At 69.7% G+C, this 11903-nt stretch carries 13 protein-coding genes; 4 read left to right on the plus strand and 9 right to left on the minus strand.

Going from position 1 to position 11903, the window contains the following annotated elements:
* The 6 genes from J7357_RS10590 to efp all read right to left on the minus strand — a co-directional run.
* On the minus strand, positions 1-451 hold a 451-nt coding region (locus J7357_RS10590), incomplete at its 3' end, for a squalene/phytoene synthase family protein (protein ID WP_343237406.1).
* Between the two features lie 192 nt (positions 452-643).
* Positions 644-1351 carry a phosphoglycolate phosphatase gene (locus J7357_RS10595; RefSeq protein WP_209246305.1) on the minus strand — a complete coding sequence of 236 codons (708 nt, stop codon included), beginning with the start codon at positions 1349-1351 and terminating at the stop codon, positions 644-646.
* Positions 1341-2078: a bifunctional 2-polyprenyl-6-hydroxyphenol methylase/3-demethylubiquinol 3-O-methyltransferase UbiG gene (gene ubiG / locus J7357_RS10600; RefSeq protein WP_209246307.1), complete on the minus strand. Its 738-nt coding sequence runs from the start codon at positions 2076-2078 to the stop codon at positions 1341-1343. Before ubiG ends, J7357_RS10595 begins: the two co-directional genes overlap by 11 nt.
* Positions 2079-2131: 53 nt before the next feature.
* Entirely contained in the window at positions 2132-3466 is a 1335-nt protein-coding gene (locus J7357_RS10605; RefSeq protein WP_010343530.1) for a TRZ/ATZ family hydrolase, read from the minus strand.
* 25 nt (positions 3467-3491) lie between these two features.
* Positions 3492-4151: a TMEM175 family protein gene (locus J7357_RS10610; RefSeq protein ID WP_209246309.1), complete on the minus strand. Its 660-nt coding sequence runs from the start codon at positions 4149-4151 to the stop codon at positions 3492-3494.
* Between the two features lie 141 nt (positions 4152-4292).
* Positions 4293-4859: an elongation factor P gene (efp, locus tag J7357_RS10615; RefSeq protein ID WP_010343528.1), complete on the minus strand. Its 567-nt coding sequence runs from the start codon at positions 4857-4859 to the stop codon at positions 4293-4295.
* A 99-nt stretch (positions 4860-4958) separates the two neighbouring features.
* On the opposite strand from efp, the gene epmB reads away from it, so the two are divergent.
* Positions 4959-5996, plus strand: coding sequence for an EF-P beta-lysylation protein EpmB (epmB, locus tag J7357_RS10620; protein ID WP_209246311.1), 1038 nt, complete (start codon positions 4959-4961; stop codon positions 5994-5996).
* Positions 5997-6068: 72 nt separating this feature from the next.
* On the opposite strand, the gene J7357_RS10625 is transcribed toward epmB, so the two are convergent.
* The 3 genes from J7357_RS10625 to J7357_RS10635 form a co-directional block, all read right to left on the minus strand.
* On the minus strand, positions 6069-8213 hold the full coding sequence (locus J7357_RS10625; protein WP_209246313.1) for an EAL domain-containing protein: 2145 nt from the start codon (positions 8211-8213) through the stop codon (positions 6069-6071).
* On the minus strand, positions 8210-9100 hold the full coding sequence (locus J7357_RS10630; RefSeq protein ID WP_209029421.1) for a phosphate/phosphite/phosphonate ABC transporter substrate-binding protein: 891 nt from the start codon (positions 9098-9100) through the stop codon (positions 8210-8212). The genes J7357_RS10625 and J7357_RS10630 overlap by 4 nt, the downstream gene beginning before the upstream one ends.
* A 178-nt stretch (positions 9101-9278) precedes the next feature.
* Positions 9279-10037 carry an RNA methyltransferase gene (locus tag J7357_RS10635; RefSeq protein ID WP_209246315.1) on the minus strand — a complete coding sequence of 253 codons (759 nt, stop codon included), beginning with the start codon at positions 10035-10037 and terminating at the stop codon, positions 9279-9281.
* Between the two features lie 118 nt (positions 10038-10155).
* On the opposite strand from J7357_RS10635, the gene J7357_RS10640 reads away from it, so the two are divergent.
* From J7357_RS10640 to J7357_RS21350, 3 genes are all read left to right on the plus strand, one after another.
* Positions 10156-10983 (plus strand): inositol monophosphatase family protein, encoded by an 828-nt coding sequence (locus tag J7357_RS10640; RefSeq protein WP_010343521.1) that lies wholly within the window; start codon positions 10156-10158, stop codon positions 10981-10983.
* 202 nt (positions 10984-11185) lie between these two features.
* Positions 11186-11380 carry a hypothetical protein gene (locus J7357_RS10645; RefSeq protein WP_209246317.1) on the plus strand — a complete coding sequence of 65 codons (195 nt, stop codon included), beginning with the start codon at positions 11186-11188 and terminating at the stop codon, positions 11378-11380.
* Between the two features lie 74 nt (positions 11381-11454).
* On the plus strand, positions 11455-11883 hold the full coding sequence (locus J7357_RS21350; RefSeq protein ID WP_343237407.1) for a CHASE3 domain-containing protein: 429 nt from the start codon (positions 11455-11457) through the stop codon (positions 11881-11883).
* Positions 11884-11903 lie beyond the last annotated feature (20 nt).

The raw sequence follows: 11903 nt of genomic DNA on the forward strand, positions 1-11903 counted from the left end.
GCACCTGCAGCGCGACCGGCACGGCGGCGCCCTCGGCCGGAGCCTCGAACAGTGCGCGCTCGACCGCGACCACCGCCTGCGCGAACGGCTCCAGCCGCTCCAGCGCATGCGCCGTGTCCGCCGCCGCCGCGCGCGCCTGCGGCAGGCTCGGCAAGGCCTCGGCCAGTTGCGTCCACGGCGCGGCCACCGGCTCCAGCACCCGGCCCAGCGGATGCCGCGAGCGCTGCCCGGCCCAACTGCGCAGTTCCTCGCCCCACCACGCCAGCTTGGCGTCGGCCGGCAGCGGATCGCCGGCGATGTTGAGGATGTCGTCGAACTCCTGCAGCAGGGCGAACCAGGCCACGGTGCGGGCGCGCTGCGGCGCCGGCACGAAGGCCTCGGCCACGGCCCATTCCGGCCAGCGTCGGCGCCATTTGTCGAGGAAGGCATCCAGGGCGGACGAACTGCTCATGCGATCGGTGGATCCGGATTCAGGCGCGCGCAGCGAAGACGTCGCACACGGGGAAGGTGAGCGCGGGCGTCGCGCAGGACGCGCAGTTTACGTGGGTGGCCGGTGGATGCCGAGCGACGTCGACATGCATGCAGCGACGCGGCGGTCGCCGCATCTGCACGCGTCGCCGCTGATGCGGCCGCGCCGCCGGCTTCAGGAAGCGGCGGCGGCCACCGGCCAGGCCGCAGCGGGATACAGCTCGGCCGGCGCCGCGACCATCGTATCGGCGCGCCAGGCCAGCGGATCGTCCTCGTCCAGCCGGTAGCCCCACAGCACCGCCACCGAGGCCATGCCGGCGGCGCGCGCGGCGAGGATGTCGCGTTCGTCGTCGCCGACGTAGGCCACCTCGTGCGGCGCGACGCCCAGGCACTGCGCGGCGACCTGCAGCGGCAACGGATGCGGCTTGCGCTCGGGCAGCGTGTCGCCGCCGATCAGCACCGCGCAGCGACGTTCCCACTGCAACTGCGGCAGGATCAACCGGGCCAGCGCCTCGGGCTTGTTGGTGACGATGCCCCACACGCTGCCGGCGTCTTCCAGTCGCTGCAGCAGTTCCGGGATGCCGTCGAACGGCTGCGAATGACGGCCGATCAGCGCCTCGTAGTGACGCAGGAACGCCGGGATCAGCGCATCGCGTTCGGCCGCTGGCAGGTCCGGGAAGGCGATGCCGAGCATCGCCCGCGAACCCTTGGACACCACCGGCCGCAACTGCGCCAGATCGAGCGCAGCACGCCCGTGCTCGGCCAGCAGCGCATTGGCCGCGGCCAGCAGATCCGGCGCACTGTCCAGCAGCGTGCCATCCAGATCGAACAGCACCACCCGCGGGTAACCTCGCCGCGGCAGCGGCGCTTCCCTATTCCCCATTCCCGATTCCCGGCTTTGCAGCACACGCCAGGTAATTCACCTCGGTCCGCGAGGACAACCGCGCACGATTGCGCCACGGCTCGTAGGCCAGGCCGCTGACGTCGCGCAGCTGCAGTTCGGCCTGGCGCAACCAGGCGGCCAGCTCCGCCGGCTTGATGAAATCCTGGTAGCGGTGGGTGCCGGTGGGCAGCAGCCGCGCCACGTATTCGGCACCGACGATGGCCAGGGCGAACGCGGCCGGGGTGCGGTTGAGGGTGGACAGGAACAGCTGCCCGCCCGGCTTGAGCAGGGTTGCGCAGGCGCGCACGATCGCCGCCGGGTCGGGTACGTGCTCGAGCATCTCCATGCAGGTGATCGCATCGAAACTGCCCGGCTGCGCCGCCGCCAGGTCCTCGACCGACTGCACGCGGTAGTCGACCTCGACCCCGGATTCGAACTGGTGCAGGCGCGCGACCTTGATCAGTTCCGGCGACAGGTCGATGGCGGTGACCTGCGCGCCGTCCTTGGCCAGCGCCTCGCTGAGCAGGCCGCCGCCGCACCCCACGTCCAGCACCGTCGCGCCGCGCAGCGGCAGGCGTTCGGCGACGTAGCGCAGACGCACCGGGTTGAGCGCGTGCAACGGCTTCTGCGGGCCGTCGGCGTCCCACCAGCGGGTGGCCAGGGCGCCGAACTTGTCCAGTTCGGCCTGATCGAAATTGGCGGAGGCGTTGGCGGCGGAAGCGGTCATGGCGAATTCTCGTTGGGGCCGCGCGCACGGCGCGGCGCGGCGAACATAGCGGATCAGGCGTGGACGCTGCGGATACGTTCGCGCCATTCGCGCGCATTGGCGACCAGCGCGTCGACATCCATGTCCACCAGCACGCGCTGGCTCAGCTTGGGCTGGCCGGCGATCCACACGTCGCTGACCTGCTGCCGGCCGGTGGCGTAGACCAGCTGCGACAGCACGTTGTGCAGCGGCTGGGTCTCCAGCGCCGACAGGTCCACGCAGATCAGGTCGGCCTGCTTGCCCGGCTCGATCGAGCCGATCGTCTCGCCGAAGCCCAGCGCGCGCGCGCCGCCCAGGGTGGCCGCGCGCAGCGTGCTGGCCGCGTCCAGCGCCGTGGCGTCGTTGGCCACTGCCTTGGCCAGGATCGCCGCGGTGCGGTTCTCGCTGAACATGTCCAGGTCGTTGTTGCTGGCGCAGCCGTCGGTGCCGATCGCCAGGTTCACGCCCGCACGCTGCAGCGCGCAGGCCGGGCAGAACCCGGAAGCGAGCTTGAGGTTGGATTCGGGGCAATGCACCACGCTGACCCCGCGCTCGGCGCACAGGTGGATCTCCGCGTCGGTGAGCTGGGTCATGTGCACCGCGATCAGGCGGTCGTTGACCAGGCCCAGCCGGTCCAGCCGCGCCAGCGGGCGCTGCCCGTACTGCTTGAGCGAGTCGGCGATTTCCTGCGCGGTCTCGTGGGTGTGCAGGTGCACCGGCACCTCGAGCTGGTCGGACAGCATCCGCACCCGCTCGAAGTTGGCGTCGTTGACCGTGTACGGCGCATGCGGGGCGAAGGCGATGCCGACCAGCGGATCGTCGCGCCACTGGTCGTGCACCTCGCAGGCGCGGGCGAAGTACTCGTCGGACGTCTTGGCCCAGGCGGTCGGGAAATCGATGATCACCGTGCCAACCCGCGCGCGGAAGCCGTGCTGCTTGTACACCGCGGCCTGCACGTCGGCGAAGAAGTAGTTCTCGTTGGCGCAGGTGGTGCCGCCGCGCAGCATCTCGGCGATGGCCAGCGCGGTGCCGTCGGCGACGAACTCCGGGCCGATCACCGCGGTCTCCACCGGCCAGATGTGCTGCTGCAGCCACACCATCAGCGGCAGGTCGTCGGCGATGCCGCGCAGCAGGGTCATCGGGTTGTGCGTGTGCGCGTTGACCAGGCCGGGCAGCAGTGCCGCATCCGGGCGCGAGACGGTACGCGCGGCGGCGAAGCGCGTGCGCGCCTCGGCGGTCGGCAGCACCGCCACGATCTCGCTGCCGCGCACCGCCACCGCGTGGTCTTCCAGCACCACCGCATGCGGCTCGATCGGGACCACGTAGCCGGCTTCGATCAGCAGGTCGCAGGATTCGGGAATGGAGGTCATCGCAGGGACTCGGGAAAAGGAAGGATCACGGTGCCGGTGCCGCCTGGGCCTGGCGGATGCGCCGCTGGTACACACGCAGCACCAGCCACTGCAGCAGGAAGATCGCCAGGAAGCCGAAGCGGCCCAGCCAGGGCGCGACGATGCCCAGCGGAATGCACAACGCGAACACTACCGGCGAGACCGCCGCGCGCAGCTTCATCGCCTGCGCCTGCAGCGGGCCCAGCCGCTGCGCCAGGCCTTCCTTGCGCACCGCGTAGGCATGCAGCCAGTACCCAGCCAGGCCGATCGCGGCCAGATGCGCGCAGTACACCGAGAAGGCCTCGTGGCTGCCGAAATAGTCCGAATACAGCGCGGTGGAGAACGGCAGCAGGCCGATCAGCAGCAACTGCAGCACGTTGAGCCAGATCAGCCGGTCGTCGAACTGGCGGATGTGCCGGCACAGCTGCAGGTGCGACTTCCAGAACAGCGCGGTGACCAGGAAGCTGACCGCGAAGCCGATGAACAGCGGCAGCATCCGGTGCAGGGCGGCCAAAATGCCGCCAGCGGCCTCGACCTCGGCATGCCCCGGCACCTTGATCTCCACCGCCAGCAAGGTGATGGCGATGGCGAACACCGCATCGCTGAAGAACACGACCCGGTCGTGCGGGTACTTGCTGTCGGCGCTGTCGGCGTGGCTGGTGGTCACGGGAATTCCTGGAAGCGAGGTGGTCCTTCACCGCCGCGCGGCGCTCCGGCGCTCCGGCGCTCCGGCGCTTGGCGCTGCCTGGCCGCCGCACGCCAGCGCGTGCACATGCCCGCGGCCAGCGGCGGCCGCGGGCGTGCCGGCTTACTTGACGCGCGAGACGTATTCGCCCGAACGCGTGTCGACGCGGATCACTTCTTCCTGGCCGACGAACAGCGGCACGCGCACCACCGCGCCGGTCTCCAGGGTGGCCGGCTTGCCGCCGCCGCCGGAGGTGTCGCCGCGCACGCCCGGGTCGGTCTCGACGATCTTCAGTTCGACGAAGTTCGGCGGGGTGACCTGGATCGGCGTACCGTTCCACAGCGTCACCACGCAGTCTTCCTCGCCCTTGATCCACTTGGCCGCGTCGCCGACGCCGGCCTTGTCGGCCTGCACCTGCTCGAAGGTTTCCTGCTGCATGAAGTGCCAGTACTCGCCGTCGCTGTACAGGTACTGCATGTCGGTGTCGACCACGTCGGCCGCTTCCACGCTGTCGGTCGCCTTCATGGTCATTTCGACCACGCGCCCGGACTTGATGAAGCGGTACTTGACGCGGGTGAACGCCTGGCCCTTGCCGGGCTTGACGTATTCGGTATCGGTGATGATCGCTGGCTCGCTGTTGACCAGGATCTTCATCCCGTTCTTGACGTCGTTCATGCCGTAGCTGGCCATCTGAAACTCCTCGGGTAAGGCAAACCCGCCGCGTTCGGCGGCCGGCCGGATAGAATGGAAGCCCCGCCGCAACGGCGGGCGCTCGTGTGATGACCGCCTATGATAACCGCAGCCCCCCGCCCGATGCAGCCGTCCCCGCCCCTGCCCACCGCCGCGCCGCCGCGCTGGCAGCAGGCCTGGCGCGACGCCGTGCGCGATCCGCGCGAGCTGCTGGCCTTGCTGGGCCTGGATCCGCAGGCGCTGGGCGTCTCCGAACAGGCTGCGACGCAGTTCGCGCTGCGCGTGCCGCGCAGCTTCGTCGCGCGCATGCGCTCGGGCGACCCGCACGATCCGCTGCTGCGCCAGGTGCTGCCGATCGACGACGAGCAGCGCCTGGTCGCCGGCTTCGCCCTGGATGCGGTCGGCGACACCGCGGCCAAGAAGGCCGACGGGGTGATCCACAAATACCGCGGCCGCGCCTTGCTGGTGGCCACCGGCAGTTGCGCCGTGCACTGCCGCTACTGCTTCCGCCGGCATTTCCCGTATGCCGACGAGACCGCGGCGCGCGATGGCTGGCGCACGGCGGTGGCGGCGATCGCCGCCGACCCCAGCATCGAGGAAGTGATCCTGTCCGGCGGCGATCCGCTGTCGCTGGCTACACCGAAACTGGTCGAACTCACCGAGGCGCTGGCCGCACTGCCGCAGCTCAAGCGCCTGCGCATCCACAGCCGCCTGCCGGTGGTGCTGCCCGAACGCGTCGATGCGCCGTTGCTGGCCTGGCTGCGCACACTGCCGTGGCCGCTGGCGTTCGTGATCCACGCCAACCACGCCAACGAATTCGATGCCGGCGTCGATGCCGCGCTGGCGCGCCTGCGCGAGGCCGGTGCGCAGCTACTCAACCAGGCGGTGCTGCTGCGCGGGGTCAACGACAGCGTGGAGGCGCTGGCCGCGCTGAGCGAGCGCAGCTTCGCCGCCGGCGTGCTGCCCTACTACCTGCACCAGTTGGACCGGGTGCAGGGCGTGGCCCATTTCGAAGTGGACGATGCAACCGCGCTGGCGCTGCACCAGGCGCTGGCCGCGCGCCTGTCCGGTTATCTCGTGCCGAAGCTGGTGCGCGAGATCGCCGGCGACACCGGCAAGCGCCCATTGATGCCCTGATCCGCGTGATGGTCACCGCCCGTTGCGCGGCAGCCGCGGACCGCAGTGCCGGTGCCGGTGCCGCGGCGATGCTCAGGCATCGGCCGGCGGCGCATCCTCGTTGGCCAGCAACTTGCGGAACTCCTCAGCGCTCAGCGGGCGGCTGAGCCAGAAGCCCTGCCCCAGTTCGCAGCCGCGCTCGCGCAACAGTTCGAACTGCGCCTCCTGCTCGATGCCCTCGGCGACCACGGTGATGTCCAGCGAATGCGCCATGGCGATGATCGCGGTGGTCAACGCCAGATCGTCCGGATCGCGCTGCAGGTCGGCGACGAAACTCTTGTCGATCTTGACCCCGTCCACTGGCACCTGGCGCAGGTGGCTCAGGCCGGAGAAGCCGGTACCGAAGTCGTCCAGCCAGACCTTGACCCCGGTGCGGTGCAGCCGCGCCAGCATGCTCGCCGCCTGCAGCTCGTCGCCGATCACCGCGGTCTCGGTCAGCTCCAGGTGCAGTTGCGCCGCCGGCAGCCCGGACTCGCGCAGGCAGTCGGCCACCACTTCGGGCAGATCGCCGCTGCGCAACTGCCGCGGCGAGACGTTGACCGAGACGAACAGGTCGGCGCTGCCGTCGGCGCGGCGCCACTGGGTGGCCTCGCTGCAGGCCGCGCGCAGCACCTTGGGGCCGATGGTTTCGATCAGCCCGCTCTGTTCGGCCACGTCGATGAACACCGTCGGCGAGATCGTGCCCATCGCCGGATGCTGCCAGCGCAACAGCACTTCCACGCCGACCATGCGCCGGTCCTGGGTGCGGAAGATCGGCTGGTAGGCCAGCTTGAGTTCGTCGCGCTCCCAGGCGCCGCGCAGCTCGTGCTCCATGTGCACGCGCCGCTCCACCGCATAGTCCATCGCGCGGCTGTAGAAGCGATGGCAGTTCTTGCCGGCCAGCTTGGCCTGGTACATGGCGATGTCGCCATTCTTCAGCAGCGCCGACGCATCCTCGGCATCGCCCGGATAGACGGTGATGCCGATCGAGGTGCCCATGAACACCTCGCGGCCCTGGATCCGCAGCGGCTCGCGCAGTTCCTGCACCAGCCGCTGCGCCAGCGCGGTGGCGACCTTGGCCGCCTGCGCGTCCTCGACCAGGATCACGAACTCGTCGCCGCCGAAGCGCGCCAGCAGCGCGTCGTCGCCGCCCAGTTGCTCGACGGCCAGCTGGATGCGCCGCGCGAACTGCAGCAGGGCTTCGTCGCCGGCCTCGTGACCGAGGGTGTCGTTGATCCGCTTGAAGTCGTCGATGTCGGCGAACAGCAGCGCCAGCCGGCGTTGCGAGGCGCGTGCCGACAGCATGCGATGGTCCAGCGCCTCGCGGAACGCGAGCCGGTTGGTCAGCCCGGTCAACGCATCGGTGTAGGCCATGTGGCGCACATCGCGGTCGTGGCGGGCGATCGCCTCGCTCATCCGCCCGAATGCGCGCAGCAATTCGCTGACCTCGTCGTGGCGGCCGCTGTCGCGACGCTCCACCGCGTAGTTGCCGGCCTCGATCTGGCGCGCGGCCGCCGCCATCCAGCGCAACGGCGCCACCAGCGTGCGCTGCACGTAGACCGTCACCATCGCCGCGGTCAGGCCCAGGGCCGCCAGCAACAGCAGCAACCAGCCGAGATGGCGCTTGCCCAGTTCGCCCAGGCGCTGGTCGAGGTTCTGCCCGGCCTTGCGCTCGTATTCCTGCGCACGCGCCCAGGACATGCCCACCCGTACCCCGCCCACGCGCTGGTCGCCGATCATGATCGGCATCGACACGTCGAGGAACTCCGGCGACTCCTGGGCCAGCAGTCCCTTTGCGCGGATCGCGGCCTCGGCCATCGGCCCGCGCATGCGCTGTCCGTACCCCGCCATGCCCTCGCTGCCGTCGTGGATCAGCCGCCCATCGGCGTCGTAGACCAGCACATAGGCCACCGCGACATAGCCCAGCGCGCCGCGCACCTGCGTGCCGATCGCGTCCAGGTCGGAGTAGTACACCGGGTTGGCGAGCGAATCGGCCAGTTGCCGCGCCAGCGACTCGCCGCGGGTGCGCATGCTGCTGTCGAACAGGCTGTGGATGGCGTTGCCGCTGAGCGTGCGCACCTCGCGCTGCATCGCCGCCTGGCGTTCCAGCAGCAGGGCCAGGATCGCCATCACCAGCAGGGCAGCCACGCCCATGGCCAGCAGGAACCTGGCCTGCAACCCGAAACGCATGCTCTTCATTCCACTTCCAGCCTCACCCGCGCCACGCCGGCGCGCAGGGTGTCCAGGCGCTTTTGCGACGCCGGATCGATCGGATAGAACCCGGAGGTCCCGAAGAATTGGCGCAGCGCCGCGCGCCCCTGGGGATCGTCGGCGGCATGCAGCAGGACCTCGCGCAAGCGCGTCTCCACCTCCGTGGGCAGGTCGCTGCGGACCATCTCCACCGCGCGCGGATACGGCTCGCTCCGGTAGATCACCCGGAAATCGCGCAGGAATGCCGGCGGAATGCGGCGCTCGTCGTCCCAGTCGAGGTTGCTGAACGCCCCCGCATCCACCAGATGCTTGTGCACGAAGGCGGCGATGTTCAGCTCCGAGCGCGCGAACACATAGCCGACCGTGTCCGCCGACGGCTGGTCCTTGGTCGAGAGCAGGATCTCCGGATGCAGATCGTGCTCGAACAGCGTCATCATCGGCACCAGGTAGGCGCTGGTGGACAGCGTGCTCTGCAGCGCCAGGGTATGGCCGCGCAGATCGGCAAGCGCATGCATCGGCGCATCGCGGCGCACGAAGAACACGGTGTGGTACTGGCGCACGCCGTTGCGCTCGGTCAGCAGCAGTGGCTTGGCACCGCCGCGCTGTTCCAGCGCCATGGCGGTGGCGGCGGTCTCGGTGACCCAGTCGACCCGGCCACGGCGCAGGTAACTGCTCATCTGCTGGCTGTCGCGGGCCATCAGGATCTGCCCGGAGGTGATGCCGACCTCGCGCATGCGCGGCACCACGTAGTCCAGCAGCGGCTTGAGTTGCTCGTAATGGGCCTTGGGGTTGTCGCTGATGCGCCCCAGCACCAGGACCGAGGGCCGCGCGTGCACGGACGCGGGCCAGCAGATCGCCAGCGCCAGCCACACCACGACCACCCGCCAACGCGAACTGGACAAACCACGATCCCCAAATAGACCTTGCAAAGCCTAGCCGAAAGCGCATGCCGGTGACAGCGTCACAGAATGGCGCCCGCCGCGCCCGCGTCCCTGGCCCCGCCCGCGCCTCGCGACAGGTGCCGCGCTCGTCGCCTTCGCGCCTCGACGGGCCTCAGTTTCCGGCCTGTCCGGCCAGCCGCGCCATGCGCTGCGCATCGGACAGCACGCCACGCAGCAGGCGCACCTCCTGTTCGGTCAGCTCGGTGCGCAGGAACAGCCGGCGCAGCTTGCGCATCGCCGAATCCGGGGCGCGCCCCTTGTGGAAGTCGATGTCGTCCAGCGTCTCGGCCAACTGCCCGAACAGGCCTTCCACCTGCGCGTGACTGGCCGGCGCCTCGCGAAAGCCTGGTGCCGGCGCGGGTGCCGGGGCGACGCCGCGCAGCTGCGCCAGGCGCAGCTCGTAGGCCAGCACCTGCACCGCCGCGGCCAGATTGAGCGAGCTGAACGCCGGATCGGAGGGAATGTGCACGGCCGCATGGCATAGCTGCAGTTCCTCGTTGGTCAGGCCGGTGCGCTCGCGACCGAACACCAGCGCCACTTCCGCCGGCTCGGCGCTGGTCGCGGTCAGGCGCTGCGCGGCATCGGCCGGCAGCAGTTCCTCCAGCGACACGCGGCGGCTGCGTGCGGTGCAGCCGAGCACCAGCCGGCAATCGGCCACCGCGTCGCTCAACGCGGGCAACACCGGCGCCTGCTGCAGCAGGTCCTCGGCCCCGGCAGAACGCCGGTAGGCCTCGGTCTCGAGCTCGCACTCCGGCGCCACCAGCACCAGCCGCGACAGCCCCATGGTCTTCATCGCGCGCGCGGCCGCACCGATGTTGCCGGGATGCTGGGTCCCGACCAGGACGAAGCGGATACGGGTGGAATCGGTCATGGCGGCACGGCAGGCGAAGCGAACGGGGGCGTAGATGGTAAACTGTGCGGCCGGCCTTCGCGCCGGACTGCTCTTTTCCTCCTCCAGACCCACCTCCGCCTTCTCGGGAGCCGTTGCCATGCAAAAACCCGCCGTCACCGTCATGGTCAAGGCCGCCCGCCTCGCCGGCAACGTCCTGTTGCGCCACATCAACCGTCTGGAAGCGCTGAACGTGGTGCAGAAGGACCGCATGGACTACGCCAGCGAAGTCGATGCCGATGCGGAAAAGGTGATCGTCAAGGAACTGCGCCGCGCCTACCCCGACTACGGCGTGATGGGCGAAGAAGGCGGCGTGCAGGGCGGCGGCCGCTACATGTGGGTGATCGATCCGCTCGACGGCACCAGCAACTACCTGCGCGGCTTCCCGCACTACTGCGTGTCGATCGCCCTGGTCGAGAACGGCGAGCCGGTCGACGCGGTGATCTTCGATCCGCTCCGCAACGAACTGTTCACCGCCAGCCGCGGCAATGGCGCGGTGCTCAACGACCGCCGCATCCGCGTCAGCGAGCGCAAGGAACTCAACGGCGCCATGGTCCACACCGGCTTCGCCCCGCGCGAGCGCAAGCGTGCCAGCCCCCAGCTCAAGTGCGTGGATGCGCTGCTGGTGCAGGCCGAGGACATCCGCCGCACCGGCTCGGCGGCGCTGGATCTGGCCTATGTCGCCTGCGGCCGCAGCGACGCCTACTTCGAAGCCGGGGTGAAGGCCTGGGACATCGCCGCCGGCGTGCTGCTGGTGCGCGAGGCCGGCGGCCGCGTCACCGATTTCAAGGGCGGCACCCTGGGCCGCATCGACGACCGCGGCCCACAGCAGTTCCAGGTGGTGGCCGGCAACCTCAAGGTCGGCGACGCGCTGCAGAAGCTGATCGTCAACACCGGCTTCGCCGGCGAGTTCGACGCGAAGTTCTGAGCGAGACGACCGGCCCTGCGCCGGCGCAGCGACATCGACACAGCAGAAAGCCGCGCACTCGCGCGGCTTTTTTTTGTGCCCGGCATTCGCAGATCACGCACTCTGGGATTCCCGGCGATCGCCGCGCGCGGTGCCGGCCGCGTCCTGCGAGAACGACATCGGCGCCCGAGGGCGGCACGCGGCGCGTCAGTCGCCTCACGCCATGCTCACGCATTGCACGCCGCGCGCTTCACCGCTGCTTGATTGGCGCTTGCGTAGAAGAACACGTTACGACGTGCGCCATGCAGGCGCCGCGGCCTGGGGCGATGCGCACGCTGCGATCGGCGAAGACAACCCTAAAGATCCCGAAAACACGGCCGATACCGATGCGGGTTTCTGCCCGAACTTCCCCCGCTGATCCGTGCCTGCATTGCCGTCCCTGCGGCAATGGAGCCGGTGGCGCCGCTCTCTCGCATCTATCGGAGATCTCGCGTGTCCTTCCATCATCTCACCGTCACCAAGCGCCTGGCAATCGGCTTCTGCGGCGTGATCGCCATGTTGTTGCTGGTGGGCATCACCAGCCTGATCGGCTTCCGCAAGTTCACCAGCGCCGCTGCGCTGGACGCGCATACCTACAAGGTCATCACCCTCGGCGACCGCATGCTGGTGAGCCTGCTCAACATCGAGAGCGGCGCGCGCGGCTTCGCGCTGACCCGCGACAAGTCCTACCTGGAGCCGTTCGACCTCGGCGAACGCGAGTTCCAGGCGCAATGGCAGGAGTCCAAGCAGCTGACCGCCGACAACGCGGCGCAACAGGCACGCCTGCAGACCCTGATGCAGGACTACACGCAGTTCATGGCCACCAAGCGCAAGGCGGTGGAGCACATGCGCACTACCGTCGCCGACAGCGACGACGCCTAGCTGGAAGCGTTCCGGACCGT

Origin of the sequence: Xanthomonas sp. D-109 (genome assembly GCF_017746095.1) — a bacterium.
GTDB lineage: Bacteria > Pseudomonadota > Gammaproteobacteria > Xanthomonadales > Xanthomonadaceae > Xanthomonas_A > Xanthomonas_A sacchari.

Excerpts from the sequence above, each read along its gene's own strand:
- J7357_RS10625 (WP_209246313.1), bottom strand. The coding sequence starts at position 8,213 with ATGAAGAGCATGCGTTTCGGGTTGCAGGCCAGGTTCCTGCTGGCCATG.
- J7357_RS10605 (WP_010343530.1), bottom strand. The coding sequence starts at position 3,466 with ATGACCTCCATTCCCGAATCCTGCGACCTGCTGATCGAAGCCGGCTAC.
- J7357_RS10640 (WP_010343521.1), top strand. The coding sequence starts at position 10,156 with ATGCAAAAACCCGCCGTCACCGTCATGGTCAAGGCCGCCCGCCTCGCC.
- efp (WP_010343528.1), bottom strand. The coding sequence starts at position 4,859 with ATGGCCAGCTACGGCATGAACGACGTCAAGAACGGGATGAAGATCCTG.
- J7357_RS10645 (WP_209246317.1), top strand. The coding sequence starts at position 11,186 with ATGCTCACGCATTGCACGCCGCGCGCTTCACCGCTGCTTGATTGGCGC.
- J7357_RS10595 (WP_209246305.1), bottom strand. The coding sequence starts at position 1,351 with ATGGGGAATAGGGAAGCGCCGCTGCCGCGGCGAGGTTACCCGCGGGTG.
- J7357_RS10635 (WP_209246315.1), bottom strand. The coding sequence starts at position 10,037 with ATGACCGATTCCACCCGTATCCGCTTCGTCCTGGTCGGGACCCAGCAT.
- epmB (WP_209246311.1), top strand. The coding sequence starts at position 4,959 with ATGATAACCGCAGCCCCCCGCCCGATGCAGCCGTCCCCGCCCCTGCCC.
- ubiG (WP_209246307.1), bottom strand. The coding sequence starts at position 2,078 with ATGACCGCTTCCGCCGCCAACGCCTCCGCCAATTTCGATCAGGCCGAA.